This window comes from Pseudomonas ekonensis (genome assembly GCF_019145435.1).
GTDB classification, from domain to species: Bacteria; Pseudomonadota; Gammaproteobacteria; order Pseudomonadales; family Pseudomonadaceae; genus Aquipseudomonas; species Aquipseudomonas ekonensis.
Window position 1 is genome coordinate 87,820 of record NZ_JAHSTS010000003.1, and the last position, 25,912, is coordinate 113,731.

General features: G+C 65.7%; 24 protein-coding genes. 12 read left to right on the forward strand and 12 right to left on the reverse strand.

Annotated features, from left to right (window positions below; genetic code table 11):
* The first annotated feature begins 176 nt into the window (after positions 1-176).
* A complete protein-coding gene (locus tag KVG96_RS24390) occupies positions 177-1,745 on the forward strand; it encodes a SulP family inorganic anion transporter (RefSeq protein WP_217894348.1) in 1,569 nt (522 codons plus the stop codon).
* Positions 1,746-1,760: 15 nt separating this feature from the next.
* Here KVG96_RS24390 and aroE read toward each other — a convergent pair whose 3' ends face one another.
* A complete protein-coding gene (gene aroE, locus KVG96_RS24395; RefSeq protein ID WP_217894349.1) occupies positions 1,761-2,582 on the reverse strand; it encodes a shikimate dehydrogenase in 822 nt (273 codons plus the stop codon).
* 9 nt (positions 2,583-2,591) lie between these two features.
* The gene (gene hemF / locus KVG96_RS24400; protein WP_217894350.1) at positions 2,592-3,506 is read right to left on the reverse strand and encodes an oxygen-dependent coproporphyrinogen oxidase; all 915 of its coding nucleotides are present in this window, start codon (positions 3,504-3,506) and stop codon (positions 2,592-2,594) included.
* Between the two features lie 164 nt (positions 3,507-3,670).
* On the opposite strand from hemF, the gene KVG96_RS24405 reads away from it, so the two are divergent.
* A complete protein-coding gene (locus KVG96_RS24405; RefSeq protein ID WP_217894351.1) occupies positions 3,671-4,648 on the forward strand; it encodes an NADPH:quinone reductase in 978 nt (325 codons plus the stop codon).
* A gap of 34 nt (positions 4,649-4,682) precedes the next feature.
* Here KVG96_RS24405 and tsaC read toward each other — a convergent pair whose 3' ends face one another.
* The 3 genes from tsaC to KVG96_RS24420 form a co-directional block, all read right to left on the reverse strand.
* Positions 4,683-5,240, reverse strand: coding sequence for an L-threonylcarbamoyladenylate synthase type 1 TsaC (tsaC, locus tag KVG96_RS24410; protein ID WP_217894352.1), 558 nt, complete (start codon positions 5,238-5,240; stop codon positions 4,683-4,685).
* A gap of 69 nt (positions 5,241-5,309) precedes the next feature.
* Entirely contained in the window at positions 5,310-6,410 is a 1,101-nt protein-coding gene (gene dprA, locus KVG96_RS24415) for a DNA-processing protein DprA (RefSeq protein WP_217894353.1), read from the reverse strand.
* A gap of 79 nt (positions 6,411-6,489) precedes the next feature.
* Complete coding sequence (locus tag KVG96_RS24420; RefSeq protein WP_217894354.1) at positions 6,490-7,515, reverse strand: LysM peptidoglycan-binding domain-containing protein; 1,026 nt, start codon at positions 7,513-7,515, stop codon at positions 6,490-6,492.
* Between the two features lie 169 nt (positions 7,516-7,684).
* On the opposite strand from KVG96_RS24420, the gene def reads away from it, so the two are divergent.
* The 5 genes from def to KVG96_RS24445 all read left to right on the forward strand — a co-directional run bounded on the left by def (position 7,685) and on the right by KVG96_RS24445 (position 12,333).
* Positions 7,685-8,191 (forward strand): peptide deformylase, encoded by a 507-nt coding sequence (gene def, locus KVG96_RS24425; protein ID WP_217894355.1) that lies wholly within the window; start codon positions 7,685-7,687, stop codon positions 8,189-8,191.
* Between the two features lie 72 nt (positions 8,192-8,263).
* A complete protein-coding gene (fmt, locus tag KVG96_RS24430) occupies positions 8,264-9,223 on the forward strand; it encodes a methionyl-tRNA formyltransferase (RefSeq protein WP_217894356.1) in 960 nt (319 codons plus the stop codon).
* The gene (rsmB, locus tag KVG96_RS24435; RefSeq protein ID WP_217894357.1) at positions 9,220-10,530 is read left to right on the forward strand and encodes a 16S rRNA (cytosine(967)-C(5))-methyltransferase RsmB; all 1,311 of its coding nucleotides are present in this window, start codon (positions 9,220-9,222) and stop codon (positions 10,528-10,530) included. Before fmt ends, rsmB begins: the two co-directional genes overlap by 4 nt.
* 22 nt (positions 10,531-10,552) lie before the next feature.
* Positions 10,553-11,929, forward strand: coding sequence for a Trk system potassium transporter TrkA (gene trkA, locus KVG96_RS24440; protein ID WP_217894358.1), 1,377 nt, complete (start codon positions 10,553-10,555; stop codon positions 11,927-11,929).
* Between the two features lie 89 nt (positions 11,930-12,018).
* Entirely contained in the window at positions 12,019-12,333 is a 315-nt protein-coding gene (locus KVG96_RS24445; protein WP_217894359.1) for a tetratricopeptide repeat protein, read from the forward strand.
* Positions 12,334-12,343: 10 nt separating this feature from the next.
* On the opposite strand, the gene KVG96_RS24450 is transcribed toward KVG96_RS24445, so the two are convergent.
* From KVG96_RS24450 to KVG96_RS24460, 3 genes are all read right to left on the reverse strand, one after another.
* Positions 12,344-12,583 (reverse strand): PilZ domain-containing protein, encoded by a 240-nt coding sequence (locus KVG96_RS24450; protein ID WP_085579302.1) that lies wholly within the window; start codon positions 12,581-12,583, stop codon positions 12,344-12,346.
* A 73-nt stretch (positions 12,584-12,656) separates the two neighbouring features.
* The gene (locus tag KVG96_RS24455; RefSeq protein ID WP_085579300.1) at positions 12,657-13,544 is read right to left on the reverse strand and encodes a lysophospholipid acyltransferase; all 888 of its coding nucleotides are present in this window, start codon (positions 13,542-13,544) and stop codon (positions 12,657-12,659) included.
* Positions 13,545-13,584: 40 nt separating this feature from the next.
* Positions 13,585-14,142, reverse strand: coding sequence for a DNA-3-methyladenine glycosylase I (locus tag KVG96_RS24460; protein ID WP_217894360.1), 558 nt, complete (start codon positions 14,140-14,142; stop codon positions 13,585-13,587).
* Between the two features lie 81 nt (positions 14,143-14,223).
* On the opposite strand from KVG96_RS24460, the gene glyQ reads away from it, so the two are divergent.
* From glyQ to KVG96_RS24480, 4 genes are all read left to right on the forward strand, one after another.
* The gene (gene glyQ, locus KVG96_RS24465) at positions 14,224-15,177 is read left to right on the forward strand and encodes a glycine--tRNA ligase subunit alpha (RefSeq protein ID WP_022641565.1); all 954 of its coding nucleotides are present in this window, start codon (positions 14,224-14,226) and stop codon (positions 15,175-15,177) included.
* Complete coding sequence (gene glyS / locus KVG96_RS24470) at positions 15,174-17,228, forward strand: glycine--tRNA ligase subunit beta (protein WP_217894361.1); 2,055 nt, start codon at positions 15,174-15,176, stop codon at positions 17,226-17,228. The genes glyQ and glyS overlap by 4 nt, the downstream gene beginning before the upstream one ends.
* 4 nt (positions 17,229-17,232) lie before the next feature.
* Complete coding sequence (gene gmhB, locus KVG96_RS24475; protein ID WP_217894362.1) at positions 17,233-17,772, forward strand: D-glycero-beta-D-manno-heptose 1,7-bisphosphate 7-phosphatase; 540 nt, start codon at positions 17,233-17,235, stop codon at positions 17,770-17,772.
* Between the two features lie 82 nt (positions 17,773-17,854).
* A complete protein-coding gene (locus KVG96_RS24480) occupies positions 17,855-18,625 on the forward strand; it encodes a lysophospholipid acyltransferase family protein (RefSeq protein ID WP_217894363.1) in 771 nt (256 codons plus the stop codon).
* Positions 18,626-18,782: 157 nt separating this feature from the next.
* Here KVG96_RS24480 and KVG96_RS24485 read toward each other — a convergent pair whose 3' ends face one another.
* Positions 18,783-20,324, reverse strand: a complete 1,542-nt coding sequence (locus KVG96_RS24485; protein ID WP_217894364.1) for a sensor histidine kinase — start codon at positions 20,322-20,324, stop codon at positions 18,783-18,785.
* A 153-nt stretch (positions 20,325-20,477) separates the two neighbouring features.
* Between KVG96_RS24485 and KVG96_RS24490 the strand changes: the two genes are divergently transcribed.
* Complete coding sequence (locus tag KVG96_RS24490) at positions 20,478-21,197, forward strand: response regulator transcription factor (protein WP_217894365.1); 720 nt, start codon at positions 20,478-20,480, stop codon at positions 21,195-21,197.
* Between the two features lie 63 nt (positions 21,198-21,260).
* On the opposite strand, the gene gyrB is transcribed toward KVG96_RS24490, so the two are convergent.
* Genes gyrB through dnaN form a run of 3 tightly spaced genes read right to left on the reverse strand, consistent with a single transcriptional unit; the run spans position 21,261 to position 25,905 of the window.
* Positions 21,261-23,678: a DNA topoisomerase (ATP-hydrolyzing) subunit B gene (gene gyrB, locus KVG96_RS24495; protein ID WP_217894366.1), complete on the reverse strand. Its 2,418-nt coding sequence runs from the start codon at positions 23,676-23,678 to the stop codon at positions 21,261-21,263.
* 5 nt (positions 23,679-23,683) lie between these two features.
* Positions 23,684-24,787, reverse strand: a complete 1,104-nt coding sequence (gene recF / locus KVG96_RS24500) for a DNA replication/repair protein RecF (RefSeq protein ID WP_085579282.1) — start codon at positions 24,785-24,787, stop codon at positions 23,684-23,686.
* 14 nt (positions 24,788-24,801) lie between these two features.
* Positions 24,802-25,905 (reverse strand): DNA polymerase III subunit beta, encoded by a 1,104-nt coding sequence (dnaN, locus tag KVG96_RS24505; protein ID WP_217894367.1) that lies wholly within the window; start codon positions 25,903-25,905, stop codon positions 24,802-24,804.
* Positions 25,906-25,912: the final 7 nt, after the last annotated feature.

Genomic DNA, 25,912 nt, shown 5'->3' on the forward strand with positions numbered 1-25,912 from the left:
TTGCCTGGGGCGAGCGGCAAGCGGTAAGCGGTAAGCGGTAAGCGGTAAGCGGTAAGCGGTAAGCGGCAAGCCGTAAGCGGCAAGCCGTAAGCTGCAAGCCGTAAGCTGCAAGCCGTAAGCCACCTGTGAGGGTGTGTGCCTGATACCCTTGCGCAAAATTCCATCCGAGAGGATCCATGGCCCTCCCCAGCCGCCGTTCACTGCTGCCCTTCCTGACCTGGCTGCCCCGGCAAACCCGCGCCAGCGTCGGACGCGACCTGATCGTCGGCCTCAGCGGCGCGATCCTCGCGCTGCCCCAGTCGGTCGCCTACGCCCTGATCGCCGGCCTGCCGCCGGAGTACGGGCTGTATGCGGCAATCGTTCCGGTGCTGATCGCCTGCCTGTGGGGCTCGTCCTGGCACCTGATCTGCGGGCCGACGGCGGCGATCTCGATCGTGCTGTACGCCAGCGTCAGCCCGTTGGCCGTCCCCGCCTCGCAGGACTACGTCACCCTGATCCTGCTGCTGACCTTCCTGGCCGGGATCTTCCAGTGGCTGCTCGGCCTGCTGCGCTTCGGCGCCCTGGTGAACTTCGTGTCGCACTCGGTGGTGCTCGGCTTCACCCTCGGTGCGGCGGTGGTGATCGCCGTCGGCCAGTTGCCGAACCTGCTGGGCCTGGACCTGCCCGCCAAGGCCACGGCGCTGGCGAGCCTGACCGACCTGCTGGGCCACCTGGGGGCTGTGGATAAGCCGTCGCTGGCCCTGGGCCTCGCCACGGTGGCGGTGGGCGCCGTGCTCAAGCGCCTGCTGCCGCGCTGGCCGACCCTGTTGATCACCCTGGCGCTGGGCAGCCTGCTGGTGTGGCTGTGGCCGGCGATGCTCGGCCATGTGCGGCTGGTCAGCGCGTTCACCGGCAGCCTGCCGCCGTTCAGTGCGCTGCCGCTGGATCTGGACCTGGTCCTGCGCCTGCTGCCCAGTGCGGTGGCGGTGGGCATGCTCGGGCTGGTCACCAGCCTGTCGATCGCCCGGTCCATCGCCGCCCGTTCGCAGCAGTTGCTCGACGCCAACCAGGAAGTCCGCGCCCAGGGGCTGTCGAACATCGTCGGCGCGTTCTTTTCCGGTTCGCTGTCCGCCGGGTCGTTCACCCGCTCCGGGCTGAGCTACGAGGCCGGCGCCTGCTCGCCGCTGGCCGGGGTGTTTTCGGCGGTGTGGGTGGCGCTGTTCGCACTGTTCGGCGCCGCGCTGATCGCGCACATTCCGATTCCGGCCATGGCCGGCAGCATCCTGCTGATCGCCTGGGGGCTGGTGGACCATCGCGGCATCCGCGCCTTGCTGCGGGTCAGCCGCGCCGAGTTCGCGGTGATGGCCCTGACCTGCGCCGCCACGCTGCTGCTGGAGCTGCAGACGGCGATCTACGCCGGGGTGCTGGCGTCGCTGTTCTTCTACCTCAAGCGCACCTCGCAGCCGCGGGTGCAGCATTGGCGCGACGGCGAGGACGATGTGCTGCGGGTCGGCGGCTCGATCTTCTTCGGCGCCAGCCACTACCTGCAGGTGCGCCTGCAACGCCTGCACGGCGCCCGGGTGGTGATCGAGGCGCAGCAGATCAACTTCATCGATTACTCAGGGGTGGAGATGCTGCACCAGGAGGCCCGGCGCCTGCTGAGCCAGGACCGTTGCCTGACGTTGCGCCGGGCGCGGCCGCAGGTGGTCGAGGAACTGCTCAAACTGGAAGGGCCGCAGAAGTGCCCGATCCGCTTCGAGGACTGACCCGCCCCTGTGGGGTCATTGCGCCAATTGGCGGCGCAGTTCGGCCAGCACCGGCGCGGTGTCGGGGCGCACCCCGCGCCACAGGAAAAACGCTTCCGCCGCCTGCTCGGCGAGCATCCCCAGCCCGTCCATCACCACCCCGGCGCCGTGTTCGTTGGCCCAGCGGCAGAACGCGGTGGGTTCCTTGCCGTACATCATGTCGTAGCACAGGGTCTTGCCCGGCTCGATCAGGCTCGGGGCGATCGGCGGCACATCGCCGGTGAGGCTGGCCGAGGTGGCGTTGATGATCACGTCCACCGGCTCCTGCAGCCAGTCGAAACCGCTGGCCGACACCGGCCCCAGGTCGCAGAACAGTTCAGCCAGCAGCTCGGCCTTGTCCACCGTGCGGTTGGCGATGATCACCGACGCCGGCTGCTCGGCCAGCAACGGCTCCAGCGCGCCACGCACCGCGCCGCCGGCCCCCAGCAGCAGGATGCGTTTGCCGGTCAGGCTGAAACCGGCGTTGACCGTCAGGTCGCGCACCAGTCCGGCGCCGTCGGTGTTGTCGCCGAGCAGGCTGCCGTCGGCCTGCCGGCTCAGGGTGTTCACCGCGCCGGCCCGTTGCGCGCGGGCTGTCAGGCTGTCGGCCAGGCGATAGGCCTCCTCCTTGAACGGCACGGTCACGTTGGCGCCGCGCCCCTCCCGGAAAAACGCCGTGGCGCAGTCGCTGAAGCCGTCCAGCGGCGCCAGCAGGGTGCTGTAGTCGAGCTGCTGGCCGGTCTGCCCGGCGAACAGGCTGTGGATCATCGGCGACTTGCTGTGGCCGATCGGGTTGCCGAAAACGACGTAACGGTCCATCGACACTCCTCAGGCCTGGGCCAGCCAGTCGCGGTCTTGCAGGAAATAGTCGGTCAGGCGCGCCTCTTCGCTGCCGGGCTCGGCTTTCCAGTCGTAGGCCCAGCGCACCTGCGGCGGCAGGGACATCAGGATCGACTCGGTGCGCCCGCCCGATTGCAGGCCGAACAGGGTGCCGCGGTCGTAGACCAGGTTGAATTCGACGTAGCGCCCGCGGCGGAACTCCTGGAACTCGCGCTGCTTGGCGGTGAACGCCTCGTGCTTGCGGCGCTGGACGATCGGCAGGTAGGCGTCGATGTAGGCATCGCCGATGGCGCGCATGAAGGCGAAGCTGGTGTCGAAGTCCCACTCGTTCAGGTCATCGAAGAACAGGCCGCCGATACCGCGCGGTTCGTGGCGGTGCTTGATGTGGAAGTAGGTGTCGCACCAGGCCTTGTAGCGCGGGTAGACGTCCGGGCCGAACGGCGCACAGGCCTGCGCGGCGATGCGGTGCCAGTGCACGCAGTCTTCTTCGTTGCCGTAGTACGGGGTCAGGTCGAAGCCGCCGCCGAACCACCAGACCGGCTCCTCGCCTTCCTTTTCGGCGATGAAGAAGCGCACGTTGGCGTGGGACGTCGGCACGTGCGGGTTGTGCGGATGGATCACCAGCGACACGCCAAGGGCCTCGAAGCCGCGTCCGGCCAGCTCCGGCCGGTGGGCGCTGGCCGACGGCGGCAGGCCGCTGCCGAAGACGTGGGAAAAGTTGACGCCGCCCTTTTCGATCACCGCGCCGTTCTCGATCACCCGGGTGCGACCGCCGCCGCCGGCCGGACGGGACCAGGCGTCTTCGACGAAGCGCGTGCCGCCGTCTTCGGTTTCCAGCGCGGCGCAGATGCGGTCTTGCAGGTCGAGCAGATACGCCTTTACGGCGTCGGTGCGGGTCGTCATGGCATCACCTTGGATCGGGCAAAACTGTGCGCGGCCCCCGCAAACAAGGGGCGCCGCGCAAATGGGCGCACAGCATACCATCGCAGGCGAACCTGCCGCAGTTGACGAAGATCAAGCTTGGGGGTTCGATAGCAGGCTTCCCGAATGTCTCAAGGAGCAGGCAGATGGCCAAGCGTATCCAGTTCCGCGCCCACGGCGGCCCCGACGTGCTCGAGTACGTCGACCACTCGCCCGTCGAGCCCGGCCCGCAGCAGGTCCGCGTGAGCAACAAGGCCATCGGCCTGAACTTCATCGACACCTACTACCGCAGCGGCCTGTATTCGCCGCCGTCCCTGCCGTCGGGGCTCGGCGCCGAGGGCGCCGGCATCGTCGAGGCGGTGGGCAGCGCGGTGACCCGGTTCAAGGTCGGCGACCGCGTGGCCTACGGCAGCGGCCCGCTGGGCGCCTACAGCGACGTGCATGTCCTGCCCGAAGCCAACCTGGTGCACCTGCCGGACGCCATCGGTTTCGAGACCGCCGCCGGCGTGATGCTCAAGGGCCTCACCGTGCAGTACCTGCTGCGCCAGACCTACGAGCTCAAGGGCGGCGAAACCATTCTGTTCCACGCCGCGGCCGGCGGCGTCGGCCTGCTCGCCTGCCAGTGGGCCAAAGCCCTGGGCGTGAAACTGATCGGCACCGTCAGTTCGAAAGAAAAGGCTGAACTGGCCAAGGCCAACGGCGCCTGGGCGACCATCGACTACAGCCACGAAAACGTCGCGCAACGGGTGCTGGAGCTGACCGACGGCAAGAAGGTCCCGGTGGTGTACGACGGCGTCGGCAAGGACACCTGGCCGGCCTCGCTGGACAGCGTGGCCCCGCGGGGGCTGGTGGTGAGCTTCGGCAATGCGTCCGGCGCGGTGGAAGGGGTCAACCTGGGGATCCTCGCGGCCAAAGGCTCGCTGTACGTGACCCGCCCGACCCTGGCGACCTACGCCAACAACGCCGAGAGCCTGCAGCGCATGGCCGACGAGCTGTTCGGGATGATCGCCGCCGGCAAGCTCAAGGTGGAGATAGGCCAACGCTATCCGCTGGCGGACGCCGCCAAGGCGCAGGCCGAACTGTCGGCGCGGCGCACCACCGGCTCGACCATCCTGTTGCCCTGAAGCCAACCCGCCGGCGATGGCGGCGCACCCGGTCTCAGGCCGGGCGCACCACGTTGCCGGTCGCCAGGTCGCGGATCAGGCTCGGGTTCTTGCGCCCGCCGAGCATGCCGCCCAGCACCAGGTCGACCTGGCCGCGGAAGTACTGCTCGACCCGCAGCCGCGTGCGCGCCGCCGGACGCCCCTGGGGGTTGGCCGACGTCGACACCAGCGGCCCCACCAACGCGCACAGGTCGCGCACCTGCGGGTGATCGCTGACCCGCAGCGCCACGGTGTCATGCACGCCGGTGATCCACTCGGGCAGCAGGTTCTGGTGCGGCACCAGCCAGGTGTTCGGCCCGGGCCAGGTGGCGGCCATGCGGTCGATCCATTCCTGCGGGAAGTCTTCGAACAGGAAGTCGAACTGACGGATGTTGTCGGCGACCAGGATCAGCCCCTTGTCCGCCGAGCGGTTCTTGATCGCCAGCAGCCGATCCACCGCCTCTTCGTTCCACGGGTCGCACCCCAGCCCCCAGACGGCTTCGGTTGGGTAGGCAATCACCGCCCCGGCGCGAATCTCTCGTGCGGCTTGCTGCATACGCCAACTGTTGACCATGAAACACTCTCCGCAAACAAGTTTCGCGCAGTTTACCGATCTTCCCCGCAAAACCCAGCCTCCCGAACGTCAGCTCACCCGCGCCAGCCAGCGGCCGCTTTCGCACACGGCGTGGCCGTCCATTTCCAGCTCGGTCAGCGCCGCCAGCACTTTGGGCAGGGCCCAGCCGCTGCTTTGGGCCAGGGCTTCGCTGGTGTGCGGCGCGGCATGCAGCAGCCGCAGCAACGGGTGATCGACCGGCGACGGGGCTGTGGATAACGGCACGCGCTGCCAGCCGCGCAAGGCTTCGAGGATGTGCTCGATGGTCTCCACCAGTGCCGCGCCGTCGCGGATCAGCTGATGACAGCCCCGGGCGCCGGGGTGATGGATCGAGCCGGGTATCGCGAAGACCTCGCGCCCCTGTTCCGCCGCCAGCCGGGCGGTGATCAGCGAACCGCTGGCCACGCTGGCCTCGACCACCAGCACACCCAGCGACAGGCCGCTGATGATCCGGTTGCGCCGGGGAAAGTTGCCGGCGACGGGGCCGGTGTCCAACGGAAACTCCGACACCACCGCGCTGCCGGAGGCGATCATCGCGTCGGCCAGCCGTCGGTTGCGCTGTGGATAAAAATTTTCCAGCCCCGTGCCCAACACGCCGACGGTGCGTCCGCCGACATCCACGGCGGCCTGGTGCGCCGCCGCGTCGATGCCCAGCGCCAACCCGCTGGTGATGACGAAACCGGCCCCGGCCAGGCTGCGCGAGAACGCAGCGGCGCTGTCCGTTCCAGGGCGCGACGCCCGGCGGCTGCCGACCATCGCCAGTTGCGGCTTCTCCAGGATCTGCGGGTCGCCGGCCACGAACAGCAGCGGCGGCGGATCGGCAATCTGCGCCAGCAGCGCCGGGTAATCGGGCTGGCCCCACATCAGCACATGCCGGTCCGGCCGCTCTAGCCAGCGCAATGCGTGGCTGGCGCCGTCGCGCACCTGCGGGCAGCGCCGGGCCTCGGCGCAGGTCGCCGGCAACCCCAGCGCCCGCCAGGCGCTGGCCGGTGCGCTGATGGCCTTGGACGCCGAGCCGAAGGCTTCGAGCAGTTTGGCGAAACGTTTGGGACCTATGTCCGGCAATCGGTGGAGGCGCAAACGCGCCTCCAGTTCCGCCGGAGAAACCGGCGTACAGGCAGACAGTTGCATGGATCATCCTTGACCGTCGGGCGTCCCGAACCGTTCGGGACAAGTTGTGGATAACTCTGTTGGTAACTTGTGAAGCCAACTAAGGGTTGCGCACCTTGTCCAGCACCGCCAGCGAGCGCGTGGCGTTCAGCACCAGGCCGTAACTGAGCTTGTCGTAGGTGCGGAACACCATCAGCAGGCCGGCGCGCTCGTCCGGGATCTTCAGCGGCTGGCCGGTGATCCGGTCGCGCACGGTTTCCCCGGTCTTCATCACCGCCAGCACGTTGCCTTCGGCCAGGCCGTCGCGCTTGCCCTTGTTCAGGGTCACCACGTCCATGGCGCCGATCTGGGTGACGCCCCGCGGCACGTCGATGATCAGGCCGTTGATGTCGGTCTGCGGCGCGCTGGGCATGAAGGTCGAGTTGATCGAACGCTCCTCGCCGCTGAACAGGCGGTCGCCCAGGCGCACTTCCTGGGTGGTGCGCTGCAGGGCGAGGGTGGCCACGTCGCCTTCGGTGGCGATGATCTCGCCGCCGCCGACGTCATCGGCGTTGATCCCCAGGAATTCCTTGCTCTGCGGGTCGGTGTAGACCTTGCCCTGGCGGAAGATCCCGTACACAGGCCGGCTCATGTCGAAGCGGCCGCGGGCGAAGATCCGGTCGCCGGTGCCGCTGAGCACCCGTTCGGCATCGCCGGCGACGATGTACGGCGCCTTGTCGAAATCCTCGACCTTGTCGACGATCCGGTTGCTGAGCAGGAAGCTGTTGATGGACTTGAGCGGAATGCTCGGGATGGCCTCGGCCACCGGGCTGCTGCGCACCCGCGGCGACAGCTTGATGGTGCCGCGCGAGGCGCCGCGGTTGAGGGTCAGGCGCGGCTGGCCGTCGACGTAGTCGAGCGTCAGCGTGTCGCCCGGGTAGATCAGGTTGGGGTTTTCGATCTGCGGGTTGGCGTGCCACAGCTGCGGCCATTGCCAGGGCTCGCGCAGGTATTTGCCGGAGATGTCCCAGAGGGTGTCCCCCGAAACCACCGTGTATTGCCGTGGAAAACCTTCCTTGAGCTGCACTTGCCCGTGCGCGACGCCGGCCGAGGCCAGAAGCAGCAGGGCGAACAGTGTTTTCCTCATGCGGTGAATCCCTTTATCATGTGCTTTCGCGTGAATCGTCAGAGCCCCCGTGGCTCGCCCCGGCCTGCACTGCAAAAGCCAGGGGCTACGCTTCACAACGGTAGCCTGCATCCTCGGACCCGCCAGGCCATCGACCCGACTTTACCTCACACGTGCAGCAATCAAGCCTATGGCCATTTTGAACATCCTCGAATTTCCGGACCCGCGCCTTCGCACTATCGCCAAACCCGTGGCCGTAGTGGACGACGAAGTGCGTCAACTGGTCGATGACATGTTTGAAACAATGTATGAAGCGCCGGGCATCGGCCTCGCCGCGACCCAGGTCAACGTGCACAAGCGTATCGTCGTGATGGACCTTTCCGAAGACCGCACCGAGCCCCGGGTGTTCATCAACCCCGAGTTCGAACCGCTGACCGACGAGATGGAGCAGTACCAGGAAGGCTGCCTGTCGGTGCCGGGCTTCTACGAGAACGTCGACCGACCGCAGAAAGTGAAGATCAAGGCCCTGGACCGCGACGGCCAGCCTTACGAACTGATCGCCGAAGGCCTGCTCGCGGTGTGCATCCAGCACGAATGCGACCACCTCAACGGCAAGCTGTTCGTCGATTACCTGTCCACGCTCAAACGCGACCGCATCAAGAAGAAACTGGAAAAGCTCCACCGCCAGAACGCTTGATGCCCTCCTTCAAAGGCTTGCTGCGGCAAGCCTTTTTCTTTTTCAAGACGCTTTGCACTTAGAGAACCCTGAATGACTGAGCCACTGCGCATCGTTTTTGCCGGCACCCCGGAATTCGCCGCCGAACACCTCAAGGCCCTGCTCGACAGCCCTTACGAGATCGTGGCGGTCTACACCCAACCGGACCGGCCGGCCGGCCGCGGGCAAAAACTGATGCCGAGCCCGGTCAAGCAACTGGCTGTGGATAACCATATCCCGGTGCTGCAGCCGCCGACGCTGCGCAATGCCGACGCCCAGGCCGAACTGGCCGCGCTCAAGCCTGACCTGATGGTGGTGGTGGCCTACGGCCTGATCCTGCCGCAGGCGGTGCTGGACATCCCGCGCCTGGGCTGCATCAACAGCCATGCCTCCCTGCTGCCGCGCTGGCGCGGTGCGGCGCCGATCCAGCGCGCCGTGGAAGCGGGCGACGCCGAAAGCGGCGTGACCGTGATGCGCATGGAGGCCGGCCTGGACACCGGCCCGATGCTGCTGAAGGTCATCACCCCGATCGGCGCCGACGACACCGGCGGCAGCCTGCACGACCGCCTCGCCGAGATGGGCCCGCCGGCCGTGGTGCAGGCGATCGCCGGCCTCGCCGCCGGGACGCTGGAAGGCGAAGTGCAGGACGACGGCCTCGCCACCTACGCCCATAAGCTGAACAAGGACGAGGCGCGCATCGACTGGCGCCGTCCGGCCATCGAACTGGAGCGCCTGGTGCGCGCCTTCAACCCGTGGCCGATCACCCACAGCACCCTCGACGGCGAAGCGCTGAAAGTGCTGGCGGCCACCCTGGCCGACGGCAAGGGCGCCCCCGGCACCATCCTCAGCGCCAGCAAGGACGGTCTGGTCGTCGCCTGCGGCGACCAGGCGCTGTGCCTGACCCGCCTGCAACTGCCCGGCGGCAAGGCGCTGAACTTCAGCGACCTGTTCAACAGCCGCCGCGAGAAATTCGCCGTCGGCACCGTCCTCGGCGAAACGGCGGACGCCCCATGAACCCACGTCTGGCCGCCGCCAAGGCCTTGGCCGCCGTCCTCAGCGGCAAAGCCTCGCTCAACAGCTCCCTGCCCACGCAACTGGACAAGGTCGAGGACCGCGACCGCGGCTTCACCCAGGACCTGGCGTTCGGCACCGCCCGCTGGCAGCCGCGGCTGTCGGCCCTGGCGGAAAAACTGCTGCAGAAGCCGTTCAAGGCCGCCGACGCGGACGTCGAGGCCTTGATGCTGGTGGGCCTCTACCAACTGCTCTACACCCGGGTGCCGGCCCATGCGGCCATCGGCGAAACCGTCGGCTGCGCCGACAAGCTCAAGAAGCCCTGGGCCAAAGGCCTGCTCAACGCCGTGCTGCGCCGGGCGCAACGGGAAAGCGAAGCGCTGTTCGCCGAACTGGCCCGGGATCCGGTGGTACGCACCGCCCACCCGCGCTGGCTGCAGAAATCCCTGAAGGCCTTCTGGCCCGAGCAGTGGGAAGCGATCTGCGAGGCCAACAACGCACACCCGCCGATGATCCTGCGGGTCAACCGCCGCCACCACAGCCGCGACGCCTACCTCGCGCTGCTGACCGGCGCCGGGATCGCCGCGCAGCCGTGCACTTTCAGCCGCGACGGCATCGTGCTTGAGGCCGCCGCCGACGTACGCAGCCTGCCGGGTTTTGCCGAGGGCTGGATCAGCGTCCAGGACGAAGCCGCGCAACTGGCCGCCGACCTGCTGGACCTGGCGCCGGGCCAACGGGTGCTGGACGCCTGCTGCGCCCCCGGCGGCAAGACCTGCCACATCCTCGAAGCCGAACCGGCGCTGGCCGGCGTGGTGGCGGTGGACCTGGAAGCCAAGCGGCTGGTGCGGGTCCGGGAAAACCTCGACCGCCTCGGCCTCAGCGCCGAGCTGATCGCCGCCGACGGCCGCGACACCGCCGCCTGGTGGGACGGCAAGCCGTTCCAGCGGATCCTGCTCGACGCGCCGTGCTCGGCCACCGGCGTGATCCGCCGCCATCCGGACATCAAGCTCACCCGCCAGGCCGACGACATCGCCGCCCTCGCGCAACTGCAGGGCGAGCTGCTCGACACAATGTGGAAAACCCTCGAGGTGGGCGGCATCCTGCTCTACGCCACTTGCTCGACCTTGCCCACCGAGAACACCGAGGTCATCGCCGCGTTCCTTGAGCGCACCCCCGGCGCCCGGGAGCTGGACCTGGCCACGGCGGCCGGCGTCAAGCAGCCCCACGGCCGCCAGCTACTGGCCCAACAGGGCGGGCACGACGGGTTCTACTACGCCAAGCTGATCAAGATCGCTGCCGCGCGCGGCTAAACGGATTCAACGGAGTGACTGGATGAAGATCATCATCCTCGGCGCGGGGCAGGTCGGCGGCACGCTGGCCGAACACCTGGCCAGCGAAGCCAACGACATCACCGTGGTCGACACCGACGGCGAACGCCTGCGCGACCTCGGCGACCGCCTCGACATCCGCACCGTGCAGGGCCGCGGCTCGCTGCCCACCGTGCTGCGCCAGGCCGGCGCGGACGACGCCGACATGCTGGTGGCGGTGACCAACAGCGACGAAACCAACATGGTCGCCTGCCAGGTCGCCCACACCCTGTTCCATACCCCGACCAAGATCGCCCGGGTGCGCGAGGCCGCCTACCTGACCCGCGAAGAGCAGCTGTTCCAGAACGAAGCGATTCCGGTGGACGTGCTGATCAGCCCCGAGCAGGTGGTCACCAACTACATCAAGCGCCTGATCCAGCACCCGGGCGCGCTGCAAGTGATCGACTTCGCCGAAGGCCAGGCCCAACTGGTGGCGGTGCGCGCCTACTACGGCGGGCCATTGGTGGGCCAGCAGCTGCGCCAGCTGCGCGAGCACATGCCGAACGTCGAGACCCGGGTCGCCGCGATCTTCCGCCGCGACCGGCCGATCCTGCCCCAGGGCGACACGGTGATCGAGGCCGACGACGAAGTCTTCTTCATCGCCGCCCGGGAGAACATCCGCGCGGTGATGAGCGAAATGCGCCGCCTCGACGAAACCTACAAGCGCATCGTCATCGCCGGCGGCGGGCAGATCGGCGAACGGCTGGCCGAGGCCATCGAAAGCCGCTATCAGGTGAAGATCATCGAGATGAACCCGGCGCGCTGCCGCTACCTCTCCGACACCCTCGACAGCACCGTGGTGCTGCAGGGCAGCGCCTCGGACCGCGACCTGCTGCTGGAAGAGAACATCGCCGACGCCGACATCTTCCTGGCCCTGACCAACGACGACGAGGCCAACATCATGTCGTCGCTGCTGGCCAAGCGCCTCGGGGCGAAGAAGGTGATGACGATCATCAACAACCCGGCCTATGTCGACCTGATCCAGGGCGGCGACATCGACATCGCCATCAGCCCGCAGCTGGCGACCATCGGCACCCTGCTGGCCCACGTGCGCCGCGGCGACATCGTCAGCGTGCACTCGCTGCGCCGGGGCGCGGCGGAGGCCATCGAGGCGGTGGCCCACGGCGACGCGAAGTCGAGCAAGGTCATCGGCAAGGCCATCGAACACATCGCCCTGCCGCCGGGCACCACCATCGGCGCGATCATCCGCGACGAAGAAGTGATCATCGCCCACGACGACACGGTGATTCAGGCCGGCGACCATGTGATCCTGTTCCTGGTGGACAAGAAGCACATCCGCGATGTGGAGAAGCTGTTCCATGTGGGGTTGAGCTTCTTCTGAGGCTGGTGGTGCCTGTTCCGGCCCCTGTGGGAGCAGCGATCTGTCTGAGCCCGACCGACAACTGACACAACCGGCAAAGGAGTCCAGCGATGATCGAATCCCTGGAAAAAATGCTCGCCAAGGGTGTGGATAACGCACTGCTGCGCTTCGGCCTGGGCAAGGGTTACCTGGATCTGGGGGAGAACGCCAAGGCGGCTGAGCATCTGCAGCGCTGCGTGGCGTTCGATCCGAAGTATTCGGCGGCGTGGAAGCTGCTGGGCAAGGCGCAGCTCGCGTCGGGCGAGCCCGCCGCCGCACGCCAGGCGTGGGAGCAGGGCCTGGAGGCCGCCCGCGCCCACGGCGACAAGCAGGCGGAAAAGGAAATGACGGTGTTCCTCAAGAAGCTCGACCGCCAGCCCCGCTGACCCTGCGACGCTACAGGTAACGGAGGCCGATGCCTTCGGCGTCCACCGTCACCACTTCCATCCGCACCCGCGGCGCGCCTGTGGGCAAGTCCTGGACCTGGCCGTACACCACCGCGCCCTTGGGCAACGACGCCAGGCGCGGATGCTCGACGTACACCCCGGTCGTGGACAGGTTGCGGGTCTGGCCCAGGCATTCGCCGAAGCTCTCGTGAGTGATCTTGATGCGAAACGATTTGCGGTGTTCGGACATCTGCTGCGCCCTTGAATGAACGATTGTGGATAACCTTCCCCGGGAAGGTTATCCACAGATCATGCCAATCGACTCAATACCAGCGGGCCTCGCCCGGCGGACGTTTCTTGAAGCGTTTCATGCTCCACATGTACTGGCTCGGGTAGGCCGCGACGTAACGCTCGACCACCTGACTCATCGCGGCGCAGGACACCTCGGTGTCGGTGCTGTACATGGCTTCGGGCGCGGCTTCGAGGATCACCTTGTAGCCGGAGCCGTCGGGCAGCCGCAAGGCGTGCAGGAACACGCCGACCGCCTTGCCGCCGGCCAGCATGTTCGGCACGAACTTGCTGGTCAGGGCCTGGGTGGCGAAGAACGGCACGAAGATCCCGGCGGATTCGGCCGGTTCCGGGTCGGCGGGGATGCCCACCGCACCGCCTTTGCGCACTTCCTTGATGACGCTGAGGATGCCTTCCTTGGTGGAGGCGGCGACGCGGTTGCCCAGTTGCACCCGCTGCTTGCGCAGCAGTTCGTCCACCGCCTTCAGCTTCGGCGGGCGGTAGAAGATGATCGGTTTGCACTGGCTGCAGTAGAAGTGGTTGAGCACTTCCCAGTTGCCCAGGTGGCTGGTGATGCCGACCACGCCCTTGCCGGACGCCAGGGCGTCCTTGAGGATGTCCAGGCCTTCGACTTCGCGCACCAGCTCGATGGAGCGCCGCGCCGGCCAGATCCAGGCGCAGGCGCTTTCGGTCAGGGACTTGCCGATGTCCTTCAGGCTCTGGCCGACCAGGCGCTCGCGCTCGGCCGGATCCATCGCGGGGAAACACTTGGCCAGGTTGATCCGCACCACGTCGCGGGAACGGTTGGGGGTTTTCCACATGATCCAGCCGATCGCCGAACCCACGGCCTGCACGGCCCGCCACGGAAGCAGGGCAAACAGCCGCAGAGCGCCTACCAGCAAGGCGCCTTTAAACTTATCCACAGGTCACTCCTGATCTTGTGCTGTGCGCGAGGCGGCCATTCTAACCGGCGTTGACGAGCTGCGCGTAGCGGTCGCAGTCCCGGGTGTGATCCATGACCATGCCCGAGGCCTGCATCAGCGCGTAGCAGATGGTCGGGCCGACGAAGGTGAAGCCGGCCTTCTTCAGGCCTTTGCTCATGGCTTCGGCCTGCGGGGTGATGGCCGGGACCTCGCTGCGGTCCTTGAAATGGTTGACCACCGGCTCGTTGCCGACGAACGACCAGAGGAACCCTGCCGGATCCTCCAGCGCCAGCCAGGCCCGGGCGTTGCGCCGGGCGGCCTCGAGCTTGAGGCGGTTGCGGATGATGCCCGGATCGAGCATCAGTTCGGCGATGTACGCGTCGCTCATCTGCGCCACCCGCTGCGCGTCGAAGCCGAACAGCACCTGGCGGTAGCGCTCGCGCTTGCGCAGCACGGTGATCCACGACAGCCCGGCCTGGAACCCTTCGAGCAAAAGCAACTCGAACAATCCCTGCGCCTCGCGCAGCGGCGTTCCCCACTCCTGATCGTGATAAGCCATGTACAGCGGATCTTCGGTGCACCAAAAGCAGCGTGGCATAAGGCTCCAGGGGGTGGTGGCGCGACTGAATCGGGTATACTCCCGCTCTTTAAATCGCAGCCCAAGAAACAGGTGAATTTCGTGAGCCAGCCTACGCCAGCCGTGCGTACCTTCCAAGACTTGATCCTCGCGCTCCAGCAGTACTGGGCCGAGCAAGGTTGTGTGGTACTTCAGCCCTACGATATGGAAGTAGGCGCCGGCACTTTCCACACCGCTACATTCCTGCGCGCCATCGGTCCGGAAACCTGGAACGCCGCCTACGTGCAGCCAAGCCGCCGTCCGACTGACGGCCGCTACGGCGAAAACCCGAACCGCCTGCAGCACTACTACCAGTTCCAGGTGGTGCTGAAGCCGAACCCGGAAAACTTCCAGGAGCTGTACCTGGGCTCCCTCAAGCACGTGGGCCTCGACCCGCTGGTGCACGACATCCGTTTCGTCGAAGACAACTGGGAATCGCCGACCCTCGGCGCCTGGGGCCTGGGCTGGGAAGTCTGGCTCAACGGCATGGAAGTGACCCAGTTCACCTACTTCCAGCAGGCGGGCGGCATCGAGTGCTACCCGGTGACCGGCGAAATCACCTACGGCCTTGAGCGCCTGGCCATGTACCTGCAGGGCGTGGACTCGGTCTACGACCTGGTCTGGGCCGACGGCCCGTTCGGCAAGGTGACCTACGGCGACGTGTTCCACCAGAACGAAGTGGAGCAGTCCACCTACAACTTCGAGCACGCCAACGTCGACAAGCTGTTCGAACTGTTCGACTTCTACGAAAGCGAAGCCAAGCGCCTGATCGAACTCGACCAGCCGCTGCCGCTGCCGAGCTACGAAATGGTGCTGAAGGCCTCGCACACCTTCAACCTGCTGGATGCGCGCCGGGCGATCTCGGTGACCGCGCGTCAGCAATACATCCTGCGCGTGCGCACCCTGGCGCGTTCCGTCGCCCAAGCCTACCTGCTGGCCCGCGCCAAGCTGGGCTTCCCGATGGCGACCCCGGACCTGCGTGACGAAGTACTGGCCAAGCTGGAGGCTGCACAATGAGTGCTCAAGATTTTCTGGTTGAACTGGGCACCGAAGAACTGCCACCCAAAGCCCTGAACACCCTGGCCGAAGCGTTTCTGGCCGGCATCGAGAAAGGCCTGCAGGCCGCCGGCCTGAACTACCGGGGCAAGGCCGTCTACGCCGCGCCGCGCCGTCTGGCGGTGCTGATCACCGCGCTGGACACCCAGCAGCCGGACCGCAGCATCAACCTCGACGGCCCGCCGCGCCAGGCTGCGTTCGATGCCGAAGGCAATCCGACCCAGGCCGCCCTGGGCTTCGCCAAGAAGTGTGGCGTCGAGCTGAGCGAAATCGACCAGAGCGGTCCGAAACTGCGCTACAGCCAGAACATCGCCGGCAAGCCGACCGCCAGCCTGCTGCCGACCATCGTCGAAGACTCGCTGAACGACCTGCCGATCCCCAAACGCATGCGTTGGGCTGCGCGCAAGGAAGAGTTCGTGCGTCCGACCCAATGGCTGGTGATGCTGCTCGGCGACCAGGTCATCGACTGCACCATCCTTGCCCAGAAGGCCGGCCGCGAGTCCCGCGGCCACCGTTTCCACCACCCGGAAAACGTGCGCATCGGTTCGCCGTCGAGCTACCTGGCCGACCTGCGCGCCGCGTATGTGCTGGCCGACGCCAACGAACGCCGCGAGATCATCAGCAAGCGCACCGAAGAGCTGGCCACCCGCCAGGAAGGCACCGCGATCGTGCCGCCGGCGCTGCTCGACGAAGTGACTGCGCTGGTCGAATGGCCGGTGCCGCTGGTGTGCTCGTTCGAGGAGCGTTTCCTCGACGTGCCGCAAGAGGCCCTGATCACCACCATGCAGGACAACCAGAAGTACTTCTGCCTGCTGGACGCCGACGGCAAGCTGCTGCCGCGCTTCATCACCGTGGCCAACATCGAGAGCACCGATGCGCAGCAGATCATCGCCGGCAACGAGAAAGTGGTTCGCCCGCGCCTGACCGACGCCGAGTTCTTCTTCAAGCAGGACAAGAAGCAGAAACTCGAAGCGTTCAACGACCGTCTGCAGAACGTGGTCTTCCAGGAAAAGCTCGGCAGCGTCTACGACAAGGCCGAACGCGTTTCCAGGCTGGCGGCCTACATCGCTGCGCGCATCGGCGGCAACGCTTCGTGGGCGGCCCGCGCAGGCTTGCTGTCCAAGTGCGACCTGGCCACCGAAATGGTCGGCGAGTTCCCGGAAATGCAAGGCGTGGCCGGCTACTACTACGCCCTCAATGACGGCGAGCCGGAAGACGTCGCCCTGGCGCTGAACGAGCAGTACATGCCGCGCGGCGCCGGCGCCGAACTGCCGGCCACCCTGACCGGTGCGGCCGTGGCCATCGCCGACAAGCTCGACACCCTGGTCGGCATCTTCGGCATCGGCATGCTGCCGACCGGCAGCAAGGACCCGTATGCCCTGCGCCGTGCGGCCTTGGGCGTGCTGCGGATCCTGATCGAGAAGCAGCTGGACCTGGACCTGAACGACGCCGTGGCCTTCGCGGTGAACGGCTTCGGCGCCAAGGTCAAGGCCGCCGGCCTGGCCGACGCGGTGCTGGAGTTCATCTTCGACCGTCTGCGTGCCCGCTACGAAGACGAAGGCGTGGATGTCGCCACCTACCTGTCGGTGCGTGCCCTGAAGCCGGGTTCGGCGCTGGACTTCGACCAGCGCGTGCAAGCGGTGCAGTCGTTCCGCAAGCTGCCGGAAGCGGCGGCGCTGGCGGCGGTGAACAAGCGCGTGTCGAACCTGCTGGGCAAGGTGGAAGGCTCGGTGCCGACCGTGGTCGAGGCCAAGTACTTCGACAACGCCAACGAGTTCTCCCTGTACTCCGCCATTCAGCAGGCCGACCAGGCCGTGCAGCCGATGGCCGCTGCGCGCCAGTACAGCGAATCGCTGGCGCGACTGGCCGCCCTGCGCGAACCGGTGGACGCGTTCTTCGAAGCCGTGATGGTCAATGCCGACGACGCCAACGTACGGGCGAACCGCTACGCGCTGCTGGCGCGTCTGCGTAACCTGTTCCTCGGCGTTGCCGACATTTCGCTGCTGGGTTGAGGGATTGCCGTTGAAGCTGCTGATTCTCGATCGGGACGGAGTGATCAACTTCGACTCCGACGCTTACATCAAGTCGGTGGAGGAGTGGATTCCGCTGCCCGGCTCGATCGAAGCGATCGCGCAGTTGAGCAAGGCCGGCTGGACGGTGGCGGTGGCCACCAACCAGTCGGGCATTGCCCGCGGCTATTACGACCTCGCCACCCTCGAGGCCATGCACGCGCGCCTGCGCGCGCTCGTGGCCGAGCAGGGCGGCGAAGTCGGGCTGATCGTGCATTGCCCGCACGGGCCGGACGAGGGCTGCGATTGCCGCAAACCCAAACCCGGCATGCTCAAGGCCATTGCGCAGCATTACGGTGTGCCCCTGGCCGGCGTGTGGTTCGTGGGCGACAGCCTTGGTGACCTGGAGGCCGCCAAAGCCGTCGATTCACAGCCTGTTCTGGTGAAGACCGGAAAGGGCGAAAGGACCCAGGCCAAAAGCTTGCCGGTCGGCACCTTGATTTTTGACGATCTGGCGGCGATTGCCGCAGAACTTATCCACAACTAGAGTGCTTCTGACGTTCCTGACCAAGGATTGATCGGGAGTGCGCTTGAACAGTCGGGCATCGCCCGTAACGGTAAACGTCGCCATGTCGATACTGCAGGCCATCAGAATTGCTCTCTTTTACCTGCTGCTGGGCACCAGTTCCCTGCTGTGGTGCAGCCTGAGCTTTTTCATCGCGCCCTTTCTGCCGTTCAAGGCGCGCTATCGCTTCATCAACGTGTACTGGTGCCGCTGCGCCTTGTGGCTGAGCAAGGTGTTCCTCGGCATCCGCTACGAAGTCAAAGGCGCGGAAAACGTGCCTGACCGGCCCTGCGTGATTCAGTCGAACCACCAGAGCACCTGGGAGACGTTCTTTCTCTCCGCCTATTTCCAGCCCTTGAGCCAGGTGCTCAAGCGCGAACTGCTGTACGTGCCGTTCTTCGGCTGGGCGATGGCCATGCTGCGCCCCATCGCCATCGACCGCGACAACCCGAAAGCCGCGCTCAAGCATGTGGCGGCCAAGGGCGACGAACTGCTCAAGGACAACGTGTGGGTGCTGATCTTCCCTGAAGGCACCCGCGTTCCCTACGGCACCATGGGCAAGTTCTCGCGGGGCGGTTCTGCCCTGGCGGTGAACGCGTCGCTGCCGGTGCTGCCGGTCGCCCACAATGCCGGCAAGTTCTGGCCCAAGACCGGTTGGGGCAAGAAGCAGGGCGTCATCACCGTGGTCATCGGCCAGCCGATGTACGCCGAAGGCTCAGGCCCGCGGGCCATCGCCGAGCTGAACGACCGGGTCCAGGCCTGGAACGAGCAGGCCCAGCGAGACATGGGCTCGTTGCCGCCGGCGCCTGTCGCCAACGGTGAGGCCACTGTCTGAGATTTTGTGGATAACCTGTGTACGAGTTCGTTGAAAAGCAGCGGATTCAAGTTTTAAATAATTGATTTACTTATATATTTCCCAAGCTCATAAAACCCCGGAAATGGTGCATAAGTTTTTCCGGGCGCAAAGGAACCGGCTGATATAGCCGGTTTTTTTATGCGTGCTCTTCCGCCAGCAGCGGCAGCTCCAGGCGGAACGTGGTGCCTTGCCCGACCACGCTCAGGCACTCGATCCGTCCACCGTGGTGATCCACCACTGCCTTGACCATCGAAAGCCCCAACCCGACGCCGTCGATGCCCTGGGCGGAGGAAAAACGCCGGTACTGGCTGAACAGCTCAGGCAGTTCCCCGGCGGCGATGCCCTTGCCCTGATCCGTCAGTTCGATGCACAACCAGTCTTCGTGGCAACGGATGCGCAGACGCACTGCCGTTCCCGGATCGCTGTACTTGATCGCGTTCTCCAGCAAGTTGAACAGGGCCCTGGTCAGCAGGCCCTGATCGGCCATGACCAGGCGTTCCTGGGCGGGCTCGTCCATGTCGTGGAGCAATTCGATGCGCTTTTGCTGGGCGATGGGCAGGGCCTGATCCAGCACGTCCAGCACCAGCATCGCGAACAGGCTCGGCTGGAACTGATAGGCCTGGGATTCGGCGCGGGCCAGCAGCACGAAGCCATCGGTGAGATCCAGCGCCCGCCGTACCTGGCGCTCGATCTGCTCGAACAGGGGCGAGTCCCCGCCGGCCTGGTGCCGGTGCACGTCCAGCAAGGCGAGGATCGCCGAATGGGGTGCGCGCAGGTCATGGGAGAGAAACCGCAGCAGCACGCTGCGCTGCTCTTCCGCCGCCCGCTCGGCGCTGAGGTCGGTCAGACTCAGCAGCCAGCCGATCGGCGTGTCGCCGTCCACCGGCAGCAACGCCGCCCGTTCCAGCCGCAGGCTGCGGTCCTTGCGGTCGCGAAACTCCAGCAGCGGCAGGGCGGACAGCAGCGGGCGCGGCGCCTGGTCCAGTTCGGGATAGCCGAGACGGGCCAGTTGATCGAGCACGTCGTCCCCCACCAGGTCACTGCCGAACAGGTTCCGCGCATTGCGGTTGCCCAGCAGGATTTGCCCCTGCGGGTCGCTGATCAGGGTGGCCACCGGCAGGTATTCGAGGCCATCGGCAATGAAGCGCCGGGTGTCGCGGGTGCGGCTCATGGCCTGTTCCAGCGCCATGATCTGCCCCTGCAGGCGGTCGGCGCCCTGAAACCGGGTGCGGCGGCGCTCAGGGAACACCTTCGGTTCGCTGTCCAGGCGCGCCAGCTCCCAGCCGAAGTACGTCAGCACCACGCTCAGGCGCCGCCAGTTCCAGATCAGGTAACCGAACAGCATCCCCAGCACCGCCGGCGTCGGCGACCACCAATGGCGCAGTTCCGCCAGCCCGGCGCTGGCCAGCAGCGCGCAGGCCATGCCGATCAGGGTCAGCCACAGCGCCAGGCGCGGACGCCACAGCAGCAGGCCCAGCACGCTCGTCACCAGCGCCACCGACAGCAGCGCGCCCATGACGGGCGAGGGATCGTTCAGGTTGAGCTGCGAACGCCACGACAACAGCGCAGTCAGCGGCAATAGCACTAGACTTATCCACAACCACTCGCGCACCAGCCGCCGAAACAGCCTCTGCACCTGGCTCGGCACCCGGCTTTCGTGCCGGCGCGGGTTATTCATGGGGAACGGGGCAGGGCGGGTTGAATGGTTTCATCGGCCAAAGGTCTGAGGGCGTGTCTGAATGATTTCAAAGAATCATAGCGGACGCCGGAACACCGGGCCGCCGACTTTTGCAGTCCCGACCCATCGCCCAACGAAAAGGAATGATCGCGTATGCGCGTTGCGATACTGGACGACGAACCGGCCGAATTGCGCCGGGTCGAGCAGACCCTGCAGCAAATGGCCGAGCACGGCGAACAGCCCTGGTCGCTGCACAGCTTCGAGAGGGGCGAAGAGCTGCTGCGGCAACTGCGCCGGGAAACCTTCGACCTGCTGATCCTCGACTGGCAACTGCCGGATCTCACCGGCCTGGCCTTGCTGCGCTGGACCCGCGAACACATGGAAGCGCCACCGGCCGCCATCATGCTCACCAGCCGCGACGGCGAGAGCGACATCGTCCAGGCGCTCAACGCCGGCGCCGACGACTACGTCAGCAAACCGTTCCGCCCCAATGAACTCAAAGCCCGGGTGGCCGCGGTGCTGCGCCGCCACGCCCAACAACGCCCGGCCGCCGGCGAGGTGCTGCACTTCAACGATCTGGTGTTCGACGACGGCGAACTGACCGTCACCCGCGACGGCAAGCCGATCGCCATGACCGAACGCGAATACCGCCTGGCCCGCTGCCTGTTCAACAACCTCGGCCGGCCGCTGTCCCGGGACTACCTGTACGAACGGTTCTGGCCCCATGAGGAAATGTCGTCGTCACGGCCGTTGGACACCCACATCTATCGCCTGCGCAACAAGCTGGGACTGACGGCGGATCGGGGTTGGCAGTTGTTGACGATCTATGGGTATGGGTATCGGTTGGAGAGTGTGGCCACGGCCGGGGAGTGAACCGGCGGGCAATAAAAAAGGCCAACGCAGATGCGTTGGCCTTTTCGTCGGTGCAGACCGGGATCAGAAGTCCAGGTTCGCCACCGACAGGGCATTGCTCTCGATGAAGTCACGACGAGGCTCGACCGCATCACCCATCAGGGTGTTGAAGATCTGGTCCGCGGCGATGGCGTCTTCGATGGTCACTTTCAGCATGCGGCGCACGGTCGGGTCCATGGTGGTTTCCCACAGCTGATCCGGGTTCATCTCACCCAGACCTTTGTATCGCTGGATGGTGTGGCGCTTGGTGCTTTCGGCCATCAGCCAGTCCAGGGCTTCCTTGAACTCGGTGACCGGCTTCTTGCGTTCGCCGCGCTGGATGTACGCGCCCTCGTCCAGCAGGGTGCTCAGCTGGGCGCCGAGGGAAACGACCGTCTTGTAGTCGTTGCTGCCGAAGAAGTCGCGGTTGAAGGTGACGTAGTTCGACAGGCCGTGGGAGATCTGTTCGACCTCCGGCAGCCATACGCCACGCTCGCGGTCTTCGCGCAGGCTGGCCTTGTAGACCAGGCCGGACTTCTCGACGGTGCGCAGGCGCACTTCGTACTTGGCCAGCCATTCCTGCATGGCGGTGTGGTTGCCCAGCATCTCCAGGCTCACCGCCGGCAGGTAGATGAAGTGCTCGGTCAGCTCCTGCGGGTACAGGCGCGACAGGCGCTTGAGGGTCTTCATCACCATGCGGAAGTCGTTCACCAGGCGCTCCAGCGCCTCGCCGGAAATGCCCGGGGCGTCTTCGTCCAGGTGCAGGCTGGCGTCTTCCAGGGCCGATTGCGTCATGTACTCTTCCATGGCGTCGTCGTCCTTGATGTACTGCTCCTGCTTGCCCTTCTTGACCTTGTACAGCGGCGGCTGGGCGATGTAGATGTAGCCGCGCTCGATCAGCTCCGGCAACTGACGGAAGAAGAAGGTCAGCAGCAGGGTGCGGATGTGCGAACCGTCGACGTCAGCATCGGTCATGATGATGATGTTGTGATAACGCAGTTTTTCGATGTTGTACTCTTCGCGGCCGATGCCGCAGCCCAGCGCGGTGATCAGCGTGCCCACTTCCTGGGACGAGATCATCTTGTCGAAACGGGCCTTCTCGACGTTCAGGATCTTGCCCTTGAGCGGCAGGATGGCCTGGGTCTTGCGGTTGCGCCCCTGCTTGGCAGAGCCGCCCGCGGAGTCACCTTCCACGAGGTACAGTTCGGACAGCGCCGGATCCTTTTCCTGGCAGTCGGCCAGCTTGCCCGGCAGGCCGGCGATGTCCAGCGCGCCTTTGCGGCGAGTCATCTCACGGGCCTTGCGCGCCGCTTCACGGGCACGGGCCGCGTCGAGCATCTTGCCGACCACCAGCTTGGCTTCGTTCGGGTTCTCCAGCAGGAAGTCGGAGAAGTACTTGCCCATTTCCTGTTCGACCGCGGTCTTCACTTCGGAAGACACCAGCTTGTCCTTGGTCTGGGAACTGAACTTCGGATCCGGCACCTTCACCGAAATGATCGCGGTCAGGCCTTCACGGGCGTCGTCGCCGGTGGTGGCGACCTTGTGCTTCTTGGCCAGGCCTTCCTGTTCGATGTAGTTGTTCAGGTTGCGGGTCAGCGCGGAACGGAAGCCCACCAGGTGGGTGCCGCCGTCGCGCTGCGGAATGTTGTTGGTGAAGCACAGCAGGTTTTCGTTGAAGCTGTCGTTCCACTGCAGGGCGATCTCGACGCCGATGCCGTCTTCGCGCTGGATGTTGAAGTGGAACACCTGGTTGACCGCGGTCTTGTTGGTGTTCAGGTATTCAACGAATGCGCGCAGGCCGCCTTCGTACTTGAACAGCTCCTCTTTGCCGCTGCGCTCGTCCTTGAGGACGATGCCGACGCCCGAGTTGAGGAACGACAGTTCGCGAATGCGCTTGGCCAGGATGTCCCAGCTGAAGTGGATGTTCTTGAAGGTTTCCTTGGAAGCCTTGAAGTGGATCTGGGTACCGGTGGTTTCGCTGTCGCCCACGATCGCCATCGGCGCCTGAGGCACGCCGTGCACGTAGGTCTGCTCCCAGATCTTGCCGCTGCGGCGAACGGTCAGCACCAGCTCTTCGGACAGGGCGTTCACCACCGACACACCTACGCCGTGCAGACCGCCGGATACCTTGTAGGAGTTGTCGTCGAACTTACCGCCGGCGTGAAGGACGGTCATGATGACCTCGGCGGCGGAAACGCCTTCCTCCTTGTGCACATCCACCGGAATGCCGCGACCGTTGTCGCGCACGGTGATGGATTCATCCGGGTGGATGATGACGGCGATGTCGTCGCAATGGCCGGCGAGGGCTTCGTCGATCGAGTTGTCGACCACCTCGAACACCATGTGGTGCAGACCGCTGCCATCGTCGGTGTCACCAATGTACATACCGGGACGTTTGCGCACGGCATCCAGGCCTTTCAGCACTTTAATGCTCGATGAGTCGTACGTATTTTCTTCGCTCAATGCCTTCACTCCCGATGGTCGTGGGTCTGGGTGATACGGCCCTGTTCCACGTGGAACAGGGCGACTGGCGTTTCCGTCTGCCAGCCTTCCCTCAAAAATTCGTGGTCTACACAGGTGATAAAGACCTGGCAGCGTAAGTCTTCCAGCAAGCGGCACAACGCACGGCGGTGCTGCTCGTCCAGCTCGGACGGCAAGTCATCCACCAGATAAATACACTGCCCGCGACGGGCCTGGCTCACCAGGTGCCCCTGGGCGATCCGCAAGGCACAGACCACCAGCTTCTGCTGCCCCCGGGACAAGATGTCCGCGGCGTTGTGCGCACCCAACCGAAGGCGCAGGTCAGCGCGTTGCGGCCCGGCCTGGGTATGGCCCATCTGCTGATCCCGTTGCAGGGATCCGGCTAGCACGGCGCTCAGTTCCCGGTCCTTGTCCCAGCCCCGGTAATAGCTGAGCGTCAAACCCTCGAGCTCAACCAGTTCGCTCAAAGTCTGTTCAAAGACCGGTTTCAAGGCTTTGATGTAAGCGCGGCGGTATTCATCGATTTCAGCGCTGGCCTGGCACAGTTCCCTGTCCCAAACCGCTTGCGAAACGGCGTCAAGTGTACCATGCCGCAGCCAGGAGTTTCTCTGACGCAAGGCCTTCTGCAAACGCTGCCAGGTGGCCATGAACCGCGGTTCGACGTGGAACACGCCCCAGTCCAGAAACTGCCGACGGATCTTCGGCGCACCTTCCAGCAGGCGAAAACTGTCCGGGTTGATCAACTGCAGCGGCAGGATTTCCGCCAGTTGCGCAGCGCTGCGGGCGTTCTGTCCGTCGATGCGGATCTGGAACTCGCCCTGGCGGTCGCGGGATATCCCCAGCGCGCTGTGTCCGCCTTCGGCCAGCTCGACCTGGCCGAACACGGTGCAACTGAGCTGTTCGTGCTGAATGACCGGCAACAGCCGCGTGCTGCGGAACGAACGGGCAAGCCCCAGCAGGTGAATGGCTTCCAGGACACTGGTTTTGCCGCTGCCGTTGGCGCCGTAAAGGATGTTGATGCGGGGAGAGGGGGAGAAGGTCACCGGGTGCAGATTGCGCACCGCGGTGACCGAGACGCGACTGAGCGACATCTAGTTGGCGCTGATTACAGACGCATCGGCATGACAACGTAAGCCGAATCGTCGTTGTCGGATTCCTGCACCAGCGCACTGCTGTTGGAATCGGACAGGATCAGGCGAACCTGCTCGGTGGTCATCACGCCCAGCACGTCCAGCAGGTAGCTGACGTTGAAGCCGATCTCCAGCGAGCTGCCGTTGTATTCCACGCCCACTTCTTCTTCCGCCTCTTCCTGCTCCGGGTTGTTGGCCTGGATCTTCAGCTGGCCGCTGGCCAGTTGCAGACGGATGCCGCGGTACTTCTCGTTGGACAGGATCGCGGTGCGGCTGAACGCTTCACGCAGGGCCTGGCGGTCGCCCAGCACCAGCTTGTCGCCGCCCTTGGGCAGGACGCGCTCGTAGTCCGGGAACTTGCCGTCCACCAGTTTCGAGGTGAAGGTGAATTCGCCGGTGGTCGCGCGGATGTGGTGCTGGCCCAGCACGATGCTGACGTTGCCGTCCGGCTCGGTGAGCAGGCGCGCCAGTTCCAGGATGCCTTTGCGCGGCACGATCACCTGATGGCGGTCCTGCTGGCCGATGTCGGCCTGCATCGAGCACATCGCCAGGCGGTGACCGTCGGTGGCCACGGCGCGGATGATGCCGGTGGACACTTCCAGCAGCATGCCGTTGAGGTAGTAACGCACGTCCTGCTGGGCCATGGCGAAACTGGTGCGCTCGATCAGGCGACGCAGCTTGCTTTGCTCAAGGCTGGTGGTCAGCGAGCCCGGGCCTTCTTCCACGGTCGGGAAATCGTTGGCCGGCAGGGTCGACAGGGTGAAGCGGCTGCGGCCGGCCTTCACCACCAGTTTCTGCTCGTCGACCTTGATGTCGATCAGCGCGTCGTTCGGCAGGCTCTTGCAGATGTCCATCAGCTTGCGCGCCGGCACGGTGATGGAGCCGGTTTCCGCAGGCTCTTCGAGCTGCACGCGGCCGACCAGCTCGACTTCCAGGTCCGTGCCGGTCAGCGACAGCTGCTGGCCGTCTACGACCAGCAGCACGTTGGACAGCACCGGCAAGGTCTGTCGGCGTTCGACGACACCTGCGACCAGTTGCAGGGGTTTCAACAGGGCTTCGCGTTGAATGGTGAAATGCATGGTCTAG

What these genes read in the sequence shown, in the direction of transcription:
- KVG96_RS24390 (WP_217894348.1), top strand. Translation starts at nt 177, where the DNA reads ATGGCCCTCCCCAGCCGCCGTTCACTGCTGCCCTTCCTGACCTGGCTG.
- aroE (WP_217894349.1), bottom strand. Translation starts at nt 2,582, where the DNA reads ATGGACCGTTACGTCGTTTTCGGCAACCCGATCGGCCACAGCAAGTCG.
- hemF (WP_217894350.1), bottom strand. Translation starts at nt 3,506, where the DNA reads ATGACGACCCGCACCGACGCCGTAAAGGCGTATCTGCTCGACCTGCAA.
- KVG96_RS24405 (WP_217894351.1), top strand. Translation starts at nt 3,671, where the DNA reads ATGGCCAAGCGTATCCAGTTCCGCGCCCACGGCGGCCCCGACGTGCTC.
- tsaC (WP_217894352.1), bottom strand. Translation starts at nt 5,240, where the DNA reads ATGGTCAACAGTTGGCGTATGCAGCAAGCCGCACGAGAGATTCGCGCC.
- dprA (WP_217894353.1), bottom strand. Translation starts at nt 6,410, where the DNA reads ATGCAACTGTCTGCCTGTACGCCGGTTTCTCCGGCGGAACTGGAGGCG.
- KVG96_RS24420 (WP_217894354.1), bottom strand. Translation starts at nt 7,515, where the DNA reads ATGAGGAAAACACTGTTCGCCCTGCTGCTTCTGGCCTCGGCCGGCGTC.
- def (WP_217894355.1), top strand. Translation starts at nt 7,685, where the DNA reads ATGGCCATTTTGAACATCCTCGAATTTCCGGACCCGCGCCTTCGCACT.
- fmt (WP_217894356.1), top strand. Translation starts at nt 8,264, where the DNA reads ATGACTGAGCCACTGCGCATCGTTTTTGCCGGCACCCCGGAATTCGCC.
- rsmB (WP_217894357.1), top strand. Translation starts at nt 9,220, where the DNA reads ATGAACCCACGTCTGGCCGCCGCCAAGGCCTTGGCCGCCGTCCTCAGC.
- trkA (WP_217894358.1), top strand. Translation starts at nt 10,553, where the DNA reads ATGAAGATCATCATCCTCGGCGCGGGGCAGGTCGGCGGCACGCTGGCC.
- KVG96_RS24445 (WP_217894359.1), top strand. Translation starts at nt 12,019, where the DNA reads ATGATCGAATCCCTGGAAAAAATGCTCGCCAAGGGTGTGGATAACGCA.
- KVG96_RS24450 (WP_085579302.1), bottom strand. Translation starts at nt 12,583, where the DNA reads ATGTCCGAACACCGCAAATCGTTTCGCATCAAGATCACTCACGAGAGC.
- KVG96_RS24460 (WP_217894360.1), bottom strand. Translation starts at nt 14,142, where the DNA reads ATGCCACGCTGCTTTTGGTGCACCGAAGATCCGCTGTACATGGCTTAT.
- glyS (WP_217894361.1), top strand. Translation starts at nt 15,174, where the DNA reads ATGAGTGCTCAAGATTTTCTGGTTGAACTGGGCACCGAAGAACTGCCA.
- KVG96_RS24480 (WP_217894363.1), top strand. Translation starts at nt 17,855, where the DNA reads ATGTCGATACTGCAGGCCATCAGAATTGCTCTCTTTTACCTGCTGCTG.
- KVG96_RS24485 (WP_217894364.1), bottom strand. Translation starts at nt 20,324, where the DNA reads ATGAATAACCCGCGCCGGCACGAAAGCCGGGTGCCGAGCCAGGTGCAG.
- KVG96_RS24490 (WP_217894365.1), top strand. Translation starts at nt 20,478, where the DNA reads ATGCGCGTTGCGATACTGGACGACGAACCGGCCGAATTGCGCCGGGTC.
- recF (WP_085579282.1), bottom strand. Translation starts at nt 24,787, where the DNA reads ATGTCGCTCAGTCGCGTCTCGGTCACCGCGGTGCGCAATCTGCACCCG.
- dnaN (WP_217894367.1), bottom strand. Translation starts at nt 25,905, where the DNA reads ATGCATTTCACCATTCAACGCGAAGCCCTGTTGAAACCCCTGCAACTG.